The sequence below is a fragment of the Pseudarthrobacter sp. J1763 genome, assembly GCF_050490295.1.
In the GTDB taxonomy this organism is placed as follows: domain Bacteria; phylum Actinomycetota; class Actinomycetes; order Actinomycetales; family Micrococcaceae; genus JBNPEO01.
In genome coordinates, this window is sequence record NZ_JBNPEN010000001.1 from 94,406 (window position 1) to 110,288 (window position 15,883).

At 58.2% G+C, this 15,883-nt stretch carries 11 protein-coding genes; 9 read left to right on the forward strand and 2 right to left on the reverse strand.

The window, feature by feature from the left end; all coding sequences use genetic code 11:
* The first annotated feature begins 47 nt into the window (after window positions 1-47).
* From ACQQCD_RS00490 to ACQQCD_RS00515, 6 genes are all read left to right on the forward strand, one after another.
* Window positions 48-2,177 (forward strand): acyltransferase family protein, encoded by a 2,130-nt coding sequence (locus ACQQCD_RS00490; RefSeq protein WP_430266429.1) that lies wholly within the window; start codon window positions 48-50, stop codon window positions 2,175-2,177.
* A gap of 151 nt (window positions 2,178-2,328) precedes the next feature.
* Window positions 2,329-3,840: an IMP dehydrogenase gene (gene guaB, locus ACQQCD_RS00495; RefSeq protein ID WP_430266430.1), complete on the forward strand. Its 1,512-nt coding sequence runs from the start codon at window positions 2,329-2,331 to the stop codon at window positions 3,838-3,840.
* Window positions 3,841-3,846: 6 nt separating this feature from the next.
* Window positions 3,847-5,670, forward strand: a complete 1,824-nt coding sequence (locus ACQQCD_RS00500) for an ABC transporter ATP-binding protein (RefSeq protein WP_430266431.1) — start codon at window positions 3,847-3,849, stop codon at window positions 5,668-5,670.
* A 70-nt stretch (window positions 5,671-5,740) separates the two neighbouring features.
* Entirely contained in the window at window positions 5,741-6,877 is a 1,137-nt protein-coding gene (locus ACQQCD_RS00505; RefSeq protein ID WP_430266432.1) for a GuaB3 family IMP dehydrogenase-related protein, read from the forward strand.
* 92 nt (window positions 6,878-6,969) lie between these two features.
* Entirely contained in the window at window positions 6,970-8,724 is a 1,755-nt protein-coding gene (locus ACQQCD_RS00510; RefSeq protein WP_430266433.1) for a glycerol-3-phosphate dehydrogenase/oxidase, read from the forward strand.
* Between the two features lie 40 nt (window positions 8,725-8,764).
* Window positions 8,765-9,253 (forward strand): PTS sugar transporter subunit IIA, encoded by a 489-nt coding sequence (locus tag ACQQCD_RS00515; RefSeq protein WP_430266434.1) that lies wholly within the window; start codon window positions 8,765-8,767, stop codon window positions 9,251-9,253.
* A 64-nt stretch (window positions 9,254-9,317) separates the two neighbouring features.
* Here the strand turns inward: ACQQCD_RS00515 and ACQQCD_RS00520 are convergent, their stop codons facing one another.
* Window positions 9,318-10,997, reverse strand: a complete 1,680-nt coding sequence (locus ACQQCD_RS00520) for an ABC transporter ATP-binding protein (protein ID WP_430266723.1) — start codon at window positions 10,995-10,997, stop codon at window positions 9,318-9,320.
* Window positions 10,998-11,061: 64 nt separating this feature from the next.
* Window positions 11,062-12,780 carry an ABC transporter transmembrane domain-containing protein gene (locus ACQQCD_RS00525; RefSeq protein ID WP_430266435.1) on the reverse strand — a complete coding sequence of 573 codons (1,719 nt, stop codon included), beginning with the start codon at window positions 12,778-12,780 and terminating at the stop codon, window positions 11,062-11,064.
* Window positions 12,781-12,916: 136 nt separating this feature from the next.
* Between ACQQCD_RS00525 and ACQQCD_RS00530 the strand changes: the two genes are divergently transcribed.
* Genes ACQQCD_RS00530 through guaA form a run of 3 tightly spaced genes read left to right on the forward strand, consistent with a single transcriptional unit; the run spans window position 12,917 to window position 15,874 of the window.
* The gene (locus ACQQCD_RS00530; protein ID WP_430266436.1) at window positions 12,917-13,753 is read left to right on the forward strand and encodes an SURF1 family protein; all 837 of its coding nucleotides are present in this window, start codon (window positions 12,917-12,919) and stop codon (window positions 13,751-13,753) included.
* A gap of 9 nt (window positions 13,754-13,762) precedes the next feature.
* Complete coding sequence (locus tag ACQQCD_RS00535; RefSeq protein WP_430266437.1) at window positions 13,763-14,251, forward strand: DUF3817 domain-containing protein; 489 nt, start codon at window positions 13,763-13,765, stop codon at window positions 14,249-14,251.
* Window positions 14,252-14,284: 33 nt separating this feature from the next.
* Window positions 14,285-15,874 (forward strand): glutamine-hydrolyzing GMP synthase, encoded by a 1,590-nt coding sequence (gene guaA, locus ACQQCD_RS00540; RefSeq protein WP_430266438.1) that lies wholly within the window; start codon window positions 14,285-14,287, stop codon window positions 15,872-15,874.
* Window positions 15,875-15,883: the final 9 nt, after the last annotated feature.

A 15,883-nucleotide genomic window follows, 5' to 3' on the forward strand; every position in this document is an offset into this window, starting at 1 on the left:
CTCGAGCCAGATGCTCAAATTCGCCGGAAATATCACAAAACGGTAACATGGATGTTTTGAACGGCTACTCAAGGGGTTATAACGTGACCGCCACAAGCATCCGGACAAACCCGAGTGCCGCATCACTTGCTAGCTCTTTGGGGGCTAACCGGACGTACCGGCCAGAAATTCAGGGCCTGCGTGCCTTAGCAGTGCTCCTCGTGGTGACTTACCACGTGTGGTTGGGCCGCGTCTCCGGCGGTGTTGATGTTTTCCTTTTGATTTCCTCGTTCTTGCTGACCTCATCATTTGTTCGCAAACTGGATAAGTCCGAGGCCGAAGGTTCGGGTTTGTTGAGTCCGCGCAGCTTGATCAAGCACTGGCTGCACGTTTATAAACGACTTTTGCCCGCCGCTGTGGTGGTGATTTTGGCCGCGCTAGCTGGAACTTGGCTGGTGCTGCCGCAAAGCCGCTGGCCGGCCCTGATCGATCAAGCCTGGGCATCCCTGCTGTACAAACAGAACTGGCTTTTGGCGGACACTGCCGTGGACTACTACGCGCAAGACCACTCGGCCGCGAGCCCGCTTCAGCACTTCTGGTCCTTGTCTATCCAGGGTCAAGTATTTATTTTGTGGCCGGTTATATTTGCCCTCGCCGCCGTGCTGCGCAAAGTGCTGAGTCGCTGGAAAGTCCTCAACTACCGCGGACTTATGGCCATCATCTTTGGCGCCATTTTTGTGGCCTCACTGATTTACTCGATTGACCAGACGGCGCACAACCAGGCCTACGCCTACTTCGATACCCGTACCCGACTATGGGAATTTGCGCTCGGTTCCTTGCTGGCCCTTGCCGTCCCGTACTTGAAGCCCAGCCGGCTTGTGGCATTATTCCTCGGCTGGGGCGGTCTTGTAGCGATGTTCGCGTGTGGGCTGGTGCTTACCGTGGACCGGTCCTTCCCAGGATTTTTGGCACTGTGGCCCACCCTGTCCGCAGCTGCTGTGATCGTAGCCGGTGCAAGCGGTCACCGTCTTGGTGCTGACCGGATCCTGTCCAGCCGCCCGCTGGTTCGCCTGGGTGACAACTCCTACGCCTTATACCTTTGGCACTGGCCCATTTTGGTGCTCTTTCTAGCCGCCATGAACTTGGAAAAGCCCAGCCTTTGGCAGGGTCTTCTGGTTGTTGCTAGCTCACTGATTCTCGCCGCTGCCACCACGGCGCTGGTGGAAAAACCCCTGCGGACCTGGCAGTGGCCACAAGCGCGTAGCTGGCGTTCCGCCGTCGTGATTGCCGTGTGTGCGGCAGTGATGGCTGGACCGGTATCACTGTGGCAGAGCCACATGCTGGCTGAGGACCGTGCCATTGCCGCGCAGCCCAAGGAAATGACTCCGGGCGCTGCGGCACTGGCTCCGGAGAACGCAGGCAAGGTGACACCCCAGGCCAAGGTGATCCCCGCCCCGGGTGCTATGAAAGACGAATGGGCTGACATTGACGGGCTTTGTACCGGTGAGAACGTGCCCAGTGACCCGCTGCTTTCCGGTTGCCTGCAAAACGACAAACCCATCAAAACCACTAAAACCATTGTGGTTTTGGGTGATTCGCATGCCCAGCAGTACATGGCAGCGTTGGGCCCGGTAGCGAAATCTCACGGTTGGGAAGTAGTGACCCTCTTGCGCGGTAATTGTCGTTACGGTGCTGATTCTGACCAGCGTGACGCTGACTGCAACGCCTTTAATGAAGCCAGCCGGAAATACGTTCTTGAACACAAACCTGACGCCGTGTTCACCGTGGCCTCGCTGACCCACAAAGAGGCCCCGTATGAAACGGAAGTTCCTGGCTACTTGGACGGCATTAAGCCGTTCACCGATGCTGGAATCGACGTAGTGGGGATCCGCGACAACCCACGCTTTACGTACAACATGCCTGAGTGCGTGCAGAAAAAGGGGGCTAATGCTGCCGACTGCAACGTGCCGTTGGAGCACTCCCTTGCCGCCTCGTCACCCCTGGATGACTACAAAGGCAAGGTTCAAGGTCTTTCCCTGATGGACATGAGTGACTTCATCTGTACCGACGGTGTGTGCCCGGCAGTTGTGGGCAACGTGTACGTCTATAAGGACGACAATCACCTGACCAAAACCTACGTTCAGACAATGGTTCCGATGTTTGAAAAGCGGCTCCTCAAGGCAACCGGCTGGAAGTAAGCCGCGTGGTTACAGAATGCGAGCCTCGCCACAGGAATATGTCAGTACCGCTTTGCCGTTCTAGTATTTATTAACCGCACGGACCAGACCCGTAATGACTGGCTGGTCATCTGTTGCACACCCGTCCGGTAACCCCGAAAGAGGCGCACTCATGACCACACCCGAACATAATCCTTTTGGATTTGTTGGACTCACTTACGACGACGTTCTGTTGCTCCCGGGCCACACCAACGTTATTCCTTCTGAAGCGGAGACTTCCTCCCGCATCTCCAAGCGCATCTCGGTGCAGACGCCGTTGCTTTCAGCAGCGATGGACACTGTCACGGAGTCCCGGATGGCTATTGCCATGGCGCGTCAGGGTGGCCTCGGTGTTATCCACCGCAACCTCTCTATTGCAGACCAGGCTGATCACGTTGACCGTGTGAAGCGCTCCGAGTCCGGAATGATCACCAACCCCTTGGTTATTGGCCCGGACGCCACTTTGGAAGAACTCGACGAGCTTTGTGCCCGTTACCGTGTCTCTGGTCTACCTGTTGTTGACGAGGGCGGCCGATTGCTGGGCATCATCACCAACCGAGACACTCGCTTTGTTCCGGAGTCTGAATTCCCGTCCCGCATTGTGCGTGACGTGATGACCAAAATGCCGTTGATCACCGGCCGCGTTGGCATCAGTCGCGAAGAGGCTTCGGGTCTTCTGGCTAAGAACAAGATCGAAAAACTTCCGCTGGTTGACGCCGAGGGCCGCCTGCAGGGTCTGATCACCACCAAGGACTTCACTAAGGCCGAGCAGTACCCGCTCGCCACCAAGGACGACGAAGGTCGCTTGCGTGTTGGTGCGGCCATTGGATTCTTTGGTGACGGCTGGGAGCGCGCCATGACGCTCGTTGAAGCCGGCGTGGACGCGTTGTTTGTGGACACCGCTAACGGCCACAGCCAAGGTGTGTTGGACATGATTGCCCGCTTGAAGGCTGAGAAGTCCGCTGCGCACGTGGACATTATTGGTGGTCAGGCTGCCACTCGCGAAGGCGCCCAAGCCCTGATTGATGCAGGCGCTGACGGCATCAAGGTGGGTGTTGGGCCGGGTTCCATCTGCACGACTCGTGTGGTGGCAGGTGTGGGTGTTCCTCAGATTACCGCCATCTATGAATCCGCTAAGGCAGCCATCCCGGCAGGTGTGCCGCTGATCGCCGACGGCGGTTTGCAGTACTCAGGTGACATCGGAAAGGCACTTGTTGCTGGCGCCGACACCGTGATGCTCGGTTCCCTGTTGGCCGGTTGTGACGAGTCCCCGGGCGAGCTGATCTTTGTCAACGGCAAGCAGTACAAGAGTTACCGCGGTATGGGTTCCCTCGGGGCCATGCAGTCCCGTGGCAAGAACACTTCTTACTCGAAGGACCGTTACTTCCAGGCAGACGTTTCAGGCGATGACAAGCTCATCCCGGAAGGCATCGAAGGCCGTGTGGCTTACCGTGGCCCGTTGGCTTCTGTGGCATACCAGTTGGTGGGTGGATTGCGTCAGACCATGTTCTACACCGGCGCCCCCACCATCCCTGAGCTCAAGGCACGCGGCAAATTCGTCCGCATCACCGCGGCTGGTTTGAAAGAGTCTCACCCGCACGACATCCAGATGACTGTCGAGGCGCCAAACTACGGTTCACGCTAAATTGCAGTGAGCACGTCTGGGGGCACGGCCGATCCTAAGAAACTGAAGTTCCGGCCTTACTGGTTGGCGATTAGCGCCATGGTGAAGGTCAGTTTCAAGGCCTCACCTACCGCCGTCGTTATGAAGGTGATTGGTTCCTTCATTGGCGCCGTGGTGCCGCTGCTGACCAGCTGGTTTGCGGCCCAAACCACCACGGCACTAGTCGATGGTTTTGGCGGGGACGCCGCCGCGGGACGGCAGGCGGTGTTCTACGTGGTGGCGACGGCGGTCACTGGCCTTTTGTGGGCTACGTGGAGTTCCGTTGATGGTTACGTGCAGCGGGTGATGGCGTACCGGGTGTCCGCGTTCGTCTCGGATTCGATGTTCGAACGGTTCTTGTCGCTGGAGTTTTGGCGTTATGACGACAAAGACACGATTGACCTTTACGACAGGGCCAAACGTTTCGCGGATAGCTATCCGCGCGTCCTGACTCGAATTTCCAGCATCCTCACTGCTGCGATGGGGCTCATCTTGGCGATAGCCGCACTAGTTTCGGTGAGCTGGTGGATTGCGCTGATTCTGCTGGCTGCCATCATTCCCAGCGTGTACATCGAATTCCGGCTTTCCCGTGCTCAAGTGGCGCACTGGAACAGTAGGGTTGATGCGCGCCGTCGTAGTCGCATGATCGATGAAAACCTGACCCGGCCGCAGCATATGGCTGAGATGCGGCTGTACGGTGTTGTGGGTCACCTGATTGGTATGCGACGCCGTTTGCGCGAAGAGGATGAGCAAGAACGCCTCAAGTACGACAAAAACCACATCCCCAAAAAAATTGTTGCTGACGCCATCCAATACGTGGCCGAGGTGATCGCGCTCATCTGGATTATCGGCCAGATTGTGGCCCGCGCGCAGCCAGTGGGCCAGTTCCTCTTTGTCCAGCAGATTGTGAGCCGGTCCCTCAGCCAAGGCCAACAGCTGGTGTCCTACCTGAACAACATGGATGAGGACCTCGCTAACATCAAGGACTACGAGACCTTTATGGAACTCCCCGTCCAACGCGATGAAGGGATTGAACTCGAGCACGCCCCGTCCGTAGTGGAAATGCGAGATATTCGCTTTAGCTATTCGGGGAGCGATGTTCAAGTACTCAAAGGCATTAACATCACCATCCGGGCGGGCCAGCATGTGGCAATTGTGGGGGAGAATGGCGCCGGCAAATCCACTCTGATCAAGATTCTGGCTGGCCTCTACGCCCCAAAATCCGGGCAGGTGCTCCTAGACGGAGTGGACCGGACTACGATCAATCTCAACTCTTGGCACAAGTACCTGGCCGTGCTGAGTCAAGACTTCCTCAAGTACGAGTTCGCTACCGCGGGGGAGAACATCTCTTTTGGCCAGTTGAACCGGCCACGCGACGCGGTGCTGGTGCACCAAGCAGCGGACGACGCCGAGGCCCGCGAGTTTATCGACAAACTCCCCTTGGGATTCGAGAACTTTGTGAGCCCCTGGATGGAAACTGATCTGTCTAAGGGCAGGCGCCGTGGTACTGGCCTTTCAGGCGGGCAATGGCAGCGCTTGGCCATGGCGCGGAACTTTTACCGCAATGCACCCTTTATGGTGATGGACGAGCCCACTTCGGCCATTGATGCACTGGCCGAACACCGGATTTTCAGCAGGCTCTTCGCCGATCGCTCCAGCACCATCATTGCCATCAGCCACCGCCTGGCCACGATCGAAAAAGCAGATGTGGTGTACATGATGGAAAACGGCGAGGTAGTGGAGCAAGGCACGCACCAGGAGCTGGTGGACCTGCGTGGGCGCTACTTCAGGATGTTCGAATCCCAGCTCTAGGGCAGCTACGGCGATATGGGCAGAAAGCTCACAGTGCGCCGCGGGGAGCGCTGTCAAGTAAAGTAGTGACGTGACTTACGAGATTGAGATTGGCCGTGGCAAGCGTGGGCGCCGAGCCTACTCCCTCGATGACATTGCGATCATCCCTAACCGCCGTACGCGTGACCCTCGGGATGTGTCGGTAGCGTGGCAGATCGACGCCTATAAGTTCGACATTCCAGTCATTGCCGCGCCCATGGACTCGGTGATGTCCCCAGCCACTGCCATTGCGCTCGGGCGCTTGGGTGGCCTCGGTGTACTTGACTTAGAAGGTCTCTGGACCCGCTATGAGGATCCCGATGCAGTGTTGGAGCAGATCGCCGCGCTCCAGGATGAGGCACCGAGCGCCAGTACCACACGCAAACTTCAAGAGCTTTACCAAGCACCCATCCAGCCAGAGCTGATTACCTCACGCCTGGCCGAGATTCGTGCCGCCGGTGTCACAGTTGCTGGTTCTTTGACCCCGCAACGCACGCAAGAGCACTATAAAACCGTATTGGCAGCCGGTGTGGATATTTTTGTTATCCGTGGCACCACGGTTTCAGCTGAACACGTTTCCAAAGATCACGAACCTTTGAACCTTAAACAGTTCATCTATGAACTCGACGTCCCAGTGATTGTGGGCGGCGCGGCGGGTTACACACCGGCATTGCACTTGATGCGCACTGGCGCCGCCGGAGTTCTGGTGGGCTTCGGTGGTGGCGCAACCACTACTACCCGCCGTGCTTTGGGTATTCACTCGCCTCTCGCCTCGGCTATTTCCGATGTTGCGGCTGCCCGCCGCGACTACATGGATGAGTCCGGCGGACGCTATGTTCACGTGATTGCCGACGGCGGTATGGGGGCCTCGGGCGACATCGTTAAGGCAATCGCTATGGGCGCCGACGCCGTGATGTTGGGCTCCGCTCTGGCACGCGCCGAAGAAGCCCCGGGCAAGGGCTGGCATTGGGGTGCCGAAGCGCATCACACACAGTTGCCCCGTGGCGACCGGGTCAATGTTGGCACCGTGGGTCCCATGGAAGAGGTGCTTTTTGGCCCAGGACATCACACCAATGGAACCTCGAACTTGATTGGCGCTTTGCGCAGGTCTATGGCCACCACAGGGTATTCAGATCTGAAGGAATTCCAGCGCGTGGATGTTGTTGTGTCCCCGTACTCGGAACGCTAACGCAGGAAAGTGGGGCGTTCAGCCCCTGCCTTTCTGGCGCCCAAAACAGTAGGGTTGGTCTCACAACGCAGTTGAGCGAATGGAGACTTCCCATGGGCAACGACGCCACTTTTGGATCCCCGATTTCCGGTGGAATCCTGAGTCCTGAAAACCGCGAGAATTCCTTGGCTGCCCTGAGAGCCACAGCGGAACCCGGCAAAGAGCTGGACGTGCTTATAGTTGGTGGCGGTGTTGTGGGTGCAGGATCGGCCCTCGACGCAGTCACGCGTGGGCTGTCCGTTGGCATTGTGGAGGCTCGCGACTGGGCCTCTGGAACGTCCTCGCGGTCTTCAAAGCTAATCCACGGTGGTCTGCGTTATCTGGAAATGCTGGACTTTGCGCTGGTTCAAGAAGCGCTGCAGGAGCGCGGCCTGTTGATTCAGAAAATTGCCCCGCACTTGGTCCGGCCTGTGCCGTTTTTGTATCCCTTGACCAAGCGTTTTGTGGAGCGTCCCTACGTGGGTGCGGGCATCATGCTCTATGACACTTTGGGGTTGACCTCGGGCCATAGCCGCGGGGTACCCATGCACAAACACTTGAGCCGGAAAGGCACCTTGCGGTCAGCGCCGAGCCTGAAAGACGACGCTTTTGTAGGTTCCATTCGTTACTATGACGCTCAAGTAGATGACGCCCGCCTGGTAGTTAATGTGGTTCGTACTGCGGCTCGCTATGGCGCACACGCGGTGAACCGTATGCGTGTTATCAGCTTCTTGCGTGAGGGCGAGCGTGTGGTGGGCGCCAAAGTTGAGAATCAAGAGGATGGCTCCACCTTCGACATTCGTGCCAAGCAAGTAGTTAATGCCACAGGCGTGTGGACCGACGAAACTCAAGCCATGGTGACTGACCGCGGGCAGCTGAAGGTTCGCGCTTCAAAGGGCATCCATTTGGTGGTTCCCCGTGACCGCTTCCAATCAACGGTGGGTCTGATCCTCCGTACGGAGAAGTCCGTTTTGTTTGTTATTCCCTGGGGTCGGCATTGGATCATCGGTACCACTGACACCGACTGGAAGCTTGATAAGGCCCACCCTGCGGCTTCGAGCAAAGATATTGACTATGTTTTGGAACACGTTAATAAGGTGCTCAAACGGCCCCTCACTCGTGAAGACGTAGAGGGTGTCTACGCTGGTCTGCGTCCGCTGCTGGCCGGAGAAAATGATTCCACAGCAAAGCTCTCGCGAGAACACGTGGTGGCTCATCCTGTCCCCGGGTTGGTAGTGGTCGCCGGCGGAAAGTTCACCACCTACCGGGTGATGGCCAAGGACGCAGTAGACGAGGCAACGCGGGCCCTGGACGAACGCGTTCCGGCCAGCTGCACCGAGTCCATTCCCTTGTTGGGCGCCGAAGGATACAAAGCTGCCTACAACCGCAGGGCGCGCACGGCAGAAGAGTCCGGGGTCCATGTGGCTCGTGTGGAGCACTTACTTTCGAGGTACGGAACCTTGGCTCAAGAAGTCCTGGACTTGGTCAAGGAACGTCCCGAGCTGGGGGAGCCACTGCCCGGCGCTGACGATTATTTGGCAGCCGAAGTTGTATACGCCACCACCCATGAAGGCGCCAGGCACGTCCACGATGTACTCACACGCAGGACCCGAATTTCCATCGAGTCATGGGACCGCGGCGTTTCCGCAGTGCCGGTGGTGGCTAAACTAATGGCTGAAGTATTGGGCTGGAGTGAGGTTCAGCAAGAGAGTGAAGTCAAGCACTACCTAGCTCGTGTGGAAGCCGAGCGGTTGAGCCAGGAACAACCCGATGATGAGTCGGCAGATGCCGCCAGAATCGGTGTGGATGACATTGTTCCGCTTCGCTAACTACGCGGCGGCTACGAATTGAACGTTGGAAGGAGTGCCGTTGGCGGACGAATTTGATCGCTACGACGCAGAATTAACCACCCCTGCCATGGTGGTTTTAGAAATGGTTGCAGCTGATAAGACGGAGGCTGCAACACAATTGGCTACCGCCATGTTTAATGCTGGCCGGGTCAGTGACCTCGGCGGATTCCTCAAGCAGGTGAACTCGCGCGAGCACCAGCTTGCTACAGGTCTTCCTGGCGGGATTGGTTTGCCGCATGCACGCAGCGAATTCGTTTCCCAGACCTCCATTGCTGTGGGTGTTACTAAGTTCGGGCATGCCCTGGATTTTGGTGCAGTGGATGGCCCGGCCAACTTGGTATTGCTGATTGCCACACCGGCGCAGTCCTTCTCTGAGCATTTGGAAGTTTTGGCTACCTTGGCGCGCTCGCTCTCCAAAGAGTCCTACCGTGAGTCTTTGCGCCGAGCTCACGATCCAGAAGTCATCGCCGAGCTCATCAACAGTTCGCTGGTTTTCTTCGATCACTAAGCAAGTTTTAGAGTACGACGCCGCCCGGTACCCTCAGGTGCCGGGCGGCGCTTTTGTTGATGGTTTATTCAGTCCGCCAAGACTTCCAGAGTGAAGCGTAGGAACCGTCTAGGGCCAAGAGCTCCTCATGGCTACCGAGCTCGGTGATCCTGCCGTCCTCAACAACCGCCACCCGATCGGCGTCGTGCGCAGTGTGTAAACGGTGAGCGATCGCCACCACGGTGCGGCCGGAAAGAACAGCGCTGAGCGAGTGCTCAACGTTTCGGGCCACCTGTGGGTCAATGAGCGAGGTGGCTTCGTCGAGGACAAGTGTGTGTGGGTCAGCGAGAACAAGGCGCGCCAAGGCCAGTTCTTGGGCTTGCGAGGGCGTGAGGACGTGCGCGCCTGAACCCACTTCAGTCTCGAGGCCCAGTGGTAAATTCTGCGCCCAGGTCAAGGCACCGACGTCTCGCAGGGCTTCTTGAAGTTCTGCGGGTGTTGCGTCTTCTTTGCCAAGGCGGAGGTTGTCCGCCAAAGTGCCCACAAACACGTGATGTTCCTGGGTTACTAAGGCAACTTCGCGGCGCAATTGCTCCACCGGCAAATCCACCAGTGGCACACCACCCACGGTTGCGGTGCCACTGCCAGCCGGATGAATTCCGGCAATAAGACGCCCCAGAGTGGACTTCCCGGCACCGGAAGGCCCCACAATTGCCAGCCGTTCACCCGGAACCAAGGACAGGTCCACACCATGCAACACAGGGTGGCCCGGACGGTAGGAGAAGCTTGCGCCCTCTAGCTTCACGGCACTACCTTCGGGCACAGCCCCAGTGGGAGTGCGGTCTGCTTCAACGTACTTCACACCAACAATTCGGGCCAGCGAGGCTGCGCCAAACTGCAACTCATCCAGCCACTGAATGAGGCTGTTGACCGGCTCCACCAAGGCCATCGCGTAAAGTGCAACGGCTGCCACGGCGCCGGGTGTTACAGATCCTTGGGAGGCAAGCCAGCCACCCCACAGAATCACCACCAAAACAGGAATCCACAAGGCGAGCTCGGTAACAGGGAAAAGGATTGACCGCAGCCACAGGGTGTACCGCTCGGCCTTAAACGCAACGTTCAGGCCCTCGGCAGTGCGCTCTAGCCGTTGCTCGCTCAAACCCAAAGCGGAGACCGTCACGGCGCCGTCGGCGGCCTCGCTCAACGTGCCGTTGACCTGTGCGTAGGCGGCGTGCTCACGCTGGTAGCCGGGCCCAGAGCGTTTCAGATACCAGTAAGCGATAGGCGCCACCACGGGAAGTCCGGCGAGCAAAGCGAAGGCCAAAAGTGGCGAAGCGAAAAAGGCTGCGACAATCGTCAAGATGACTGAGACGGCGGCAACCAACAAACGTGGGACACCAAAACGGACGGCGAAGGACAGCGCTTCAACGTCATTGGTGGTGCGTGAGAGGAGATCGCCGGTGCCAGCCTTTTCTACCGTAGACAGCGGAAGCGCCGTTACGTCGGTCATAAAGGTCTCACGCAGTTCGGCGAAGACTTTTTCGCCCAGCATCATTCCGCGCAGCGAGGCCCAACGGGTCAGCCCGGCTTGGATCAGCACAGCGCCCAAGAGCACAGCGCTGAGCACCGTCACGGTGTTTAGGCTGGTTCCAGCTTGGACTGCATCCACGAGCCTGCCCAAAACGTTTGGCCCCACCAGGCCCGCCAAGGCGGCACCCATGTAGAGCGCCACCACCAGCGCGAGGCCAGCCCGATGGTTGCGCATAAGGTTCCCGGTTTCGCGGCGAACCTGGGGGCCGTCCGCAATCGGGAGTTTTGTGTTGAGGCTATTACTCACTACGTACCACCACCGTGTGATATTCGGCTTGTGTTGCCATCAGTTCGCTGTGGCTGCCCATCACTGGGGCTCCGGTGCGTGGCATAAAAATGACGTGGTCCATGACGCCGAGCATCAGTGGGCTCGCCGTGACCACAAGGGTGCTGTGCTGAGGCTGTGCCGCTCCGCCACGGGCCTCGGCGAGCCCTTTGGCAATACGTTGCTCAGTGTGTGCGTCCACGGCGCTACTGGGTTCCACCAGCAAAAGAACTTCGGCCTCGGTAAGGACCGCGCGGGCCAACGCCAGGCGCTGGCGTTGGCCGCCGGAGAAACTGCGGCCCCGCTCGTCGACTTCGTGGTCCAGTCCGCCGTCGATCGCGTCCAAAATATCAGCCCCGGAGGCCAGCTCGATGGCTTCCCAAATGGCTTGATCCTGGTGTTTTCCGTGCGGGTCCAAACCATGGCGCAAGGGACCAGTGAACAATTGTGGTTCGGCGGGACTGAAGGCGATTCTGGACCGCACTGCTGCCAGCGGCAGCTCAGTAATGGGTACAGCACCCCAGCGCACCTCGGCGGATTCGGCGTCATCAAAGCGCCCCATGCGTTTGGCCACTGCGGCGGAGAGCCCGGGGTCGGCGCATACCAGCGCTGTCAGTGCGCCTGGGTGAAGTTCGACGCCGCTGGCACCGTCGCGTAGGACGCTGCCAGCAATGGGGGCGGCAGCATCGCCGTCGGACACTAGATCTTTGGTGCCGAGAATGCCGATCACCTTCCGGGAACCAACCATTCCGCGGATCACAGCGTTGATGGCCTCGGAGCCAACGCGGATGGGGGAGACCAAAAAGGCTGCGAAACCGTAGAGGGAGATTAGCTCACCAGCGGTGATCTGCTGTTCCACGGCCAGGCCAGCACCGATCCAGGTGAAAAATACGCTGAAGACGCCAGCAATCAGCAATTGAGCTGCATCCAGTGTGGCTACAGAACTGGCAACGCGATTGCCTTCCAACCGGGACAACTGTGAGCGTTGGCGGTACCTATCCACAAAAATTCTTTCGCCACCGATTCCGCGCAGGACGCGGAGGCCGGCAACGGTGTCAGCACCAACGGCTGACATTTTTCCCGTAGCTTCACGTTGCGCCGCTTGGCGTTTTTGCAGAGGTTTCACCACAAACGTCAGCAACGCACCCAAGAGCGGAACGCCAATGAGCACCGTTAAACCCAAGGGGCCGTGAATAGCTGCCACCATGGCAGAGACGGCCAGATAGGCCACGATCGAGCCGGTCAAACGCGCAGTGATATCAAAGAGCTGCCCAATTCGCGCCGCATCGTAGGACGCGGCCGTGACGATTTCGCCGGTGGCCAGCGTGCGCGTGAGTGCTTCACCGCTGTGCGCCACTTTTTTGCCGATGAGTTGATTGGTACGCAGCATCGCCTGCAGAAAGTTGCTCACGGCCATCCGGTGGCGCAGGGTGGCTGTGACTGCCTGTAGTAGGGCTAGGCCCAAGAGAACGGCGCCCCAAAACCACAAGGCATCCATGTTGTGGCCAACAATTCCTGCGTCGATCGCTTTGCCAATAACAAGGGGCGAAAGGGCTTGGGCCATCATCCACAGAATGCCGTAAAGGAGCCCGCCGACTAGGGTGGAGAGCTGCAGGGTCCCCAGCCAAGTGAGGTAGTGACGTGGTGAGCGGAGGTCTGCCGGGGTTTTGGTGGTGTAGGGGTACGCTCGCACAACATTTGAGCCTAGGCAATGGGAGGGCCGTTCGGGAAGAGTCTGAAAGATTGTTTTCAGATCGTGACATGGGTCACTGCCTATAACTATGTGGGCCGTTTAGTTCTTCTACAAGCGCACGAAGTACGGTTAAGGGGTGCTCAAAACTGCCTTGAAACCCCGTTGGATTGCTGGATTGATCCTGGCCCTTGTCCTTTCGGCGGCTTTCGTTCTGCTCAGCCAGTGGCAGTTTGGGCGCTCATCGCAGGCAGAAACCCCTACAGATCCGGCCATTGAACGGGTAAAACCGCTCACACAGACGCTTAAGCCGGGGGACTTCTTCCACGGCTCCGTTGCGGACCAGATGGTCTCAGCATCCGGGGACTACGACGCCGCCAAACAGGTCTTGGTGAAAGATCGTCTCCTTAACGGGCAAAAAGGTTATTGGGTGGTCACCCCGCTCAAGGTTGATGGCGCTCCTGTTTTGAAGGGCGCCGGGGCAAGCACCGTCACCTACATTCCAGTAGCCCGGGGTTGGATCAGTGATCCCGGCCAAGCCACGGCGCCCCCCAGCGGAAAAATTCAGTTGGAAGGCCGGCTAGTTCCGTCCGAGGCGCCGATAGTCGATAAAACCCCTGAGGCGAATGTTGTTTCAACCCTTTCAGTGGCTGAACTTATCAATCGTTGGGGAGTCTCTAGCTACCCCGGTTTTGTGGGTGCGAGCTCTGAGATTTCCGACGGGGCCCAAGTTGGCGCGAACGACTCAACGGCGCTGAAGCCGCTGCACCTTAAGGCCCAGCCGGCTGGCGATAGCGTTAACTGGCTCAACTTGTTCTACGCCCTCGAATGGATCGTTTTCGCTGGATTCGCACTGTTTATTTGGTGGCGACTGGTCAAGGATGACTACCAGCGCGAGCTTGAAGAACGTGAAGATGAAACTTTGGACAGTCAAGGCACCGCAGCAGCGGCCTTGACTATGGATGAGAAAAATTAAGGTGAAGTCGTGATTGACCCCAAACCGGCCAGCGGATCAACCGCAGCACCTAAGCGACGCTTTGGCGGCACCGAACCGCAAATTCGCTCGGCCCTAAAGTTCTACAAAGTGATGGCCTACCTCACCGGTGCCATGCTCTTGCTCTTGTGCGCTGAACTTGTGTCCCGCTACCTATTTGGTACGTTGCTGGTTGCCGGTGGCACTGACGCTCTGACCGGAGCTGCACACGGCTTCGGCTTTGTTCAGGCGGAGCCTAAAGGCGTTCTGGGTGGCTTCAACATCTCAGTGACAGTTCTGATTGTTCACGGTTGGATGTATGTGATTTACCTTATGTCTAACTTCCGCTTGTGGACTCTTATGCGCTGGCCCTTTGGCAAGCTCATTCTTATGGCTGCCGGCGGTGTGATCCCCTTGCTGTCCTTCTTTGTGGAGAAGAAGATCCACGCAGAGGTTGAAGCTGAATTGGCCGCAAACCCGCAAGCCAGCAAACGCTACTAATTGGTAGCCCTCGCTCTCAAGTAGGCTTATACAGTGACTACCCCCACCTCAGCCCAGACTTCCCAGAAGCCGGTGCTGGTTGTTGACTACGGTGCCCAGTATGCGCAGCTGATTGCACGCCGCGTACGGGAAGCAAATGTGTACTCGGAAATTGTTCCGCATACCTTTACCACCGAGCAGCTTCTGGCCAAGGACCCCGCCGCGATCATCCTTTCCGGAGGCCCTTCGAGCGTTTACGCCGATGGTGCACCCAAGGTTGAAGCAGACCTGTTTGAAGCGGGAGTTCCCGTCTTCGGAATTTGCTATGGCTTCCAGGCCATGGCAAATGCACTGGGCGGAACTGTTGCTAAGACTGGTCTGCGTGAGTACGGCTCAACAGACGCAACATCAGTTGGGGAACCTCGTTCGATCCTGGCCGGCGTGCCAGAGCACCAGAATACGTGGATGAGCCACGGCGACTCCGTCCAGGAAGCACCTGCCGGTTTTGACGTTTTGGCTACCACCGCTGGCGCCCCCGTTGCTGCTTTTGCTAACGAAGAACGCCGCTTGTACGGGGTTCAGTGGCACCCGGAGGTCAAGCACTCTGCACAGGGACAGCAAGTTCTTGAGAACTTCTTGTTCAAAGGCGCGGGCCTGACCCCTAACTGGACCACCGGCAACATTTTGGAAGAACAAGTTGACCGGATTCGTGCCCAGGTGGGCGATGCGAAGGTTATTTGTGGTCTCTCCGGTGGTGTTGACTCTGCCGTTGCTGCAGCGCTGGTTCAGCGTGCAGTGGGCGATCAGCTCACGTGTGTGTTTGTTGATCACGGACTCCTGCGTGAGGGCGAAGCCGAACAGGTCGAGCGCGACTTCGTAGCGGCCACTGGCGTTAAGCTCTACGTTGCGAATGAACAAGAGCGCTTCCTGAATGCACTTGCTGGGGTCTCCGATCCGGAAACCAAGCGCAAGATTATTGGCCGCGAATTTATCCGTGCCTTCGAAGAAGCTGAGCGGGCCATTATGCTCGAGGCCGCAGCCGAGGGCGAGAGCATCAAGTTCTTGGTTCAAGGCACCCTGTACCCGGATGTTGTTGAATCCGGTGGAGGGGAAGGCGCCGCAAACATCAAGAGCCACCACAACGTTGGTGGTCTTCCTGAAGATTTGCAGTTTGAGCTGGTTGAGCCGCTGCGTGCTTTGTTCAAGGACGAGGTCCGTGCGGTGGGTGCACAGCTTGGTTTGCCGCAGGAAATTGTTGGCCGCCAGCCCTTCCCTGGCCCAGGTTTGGGAATCCGAATTGTGGGCGAAGTTAACCACGAGCGCCTTGAACTGTTGCGTAAGGCCGACGCGATTGCTCGCGCTGAGCTCACCGCCGCTGGTCTGGACAACGAGGTGTGGCAGATGCCTGTTGTTTTGCTGGCAGATGTTCGCAGTGTTGGTGTTCAGGGCGATGGTCGCACTTACGGGCACCCGATCGTTTTGCGCCCCGTTTCCTCCGAGGATGCCATGACGGCAGACTGGTCACGGTTGCCGTACGATCTTTTGGCTCGAATTTCCAACCGCATCACCAATGAGGTGGACGGGGTGAACCGAGTGGTGCTGGACGTGACCAGCAAGCCGCCGGGAACCATCGAGTGGGAATAAGCGTGTAGT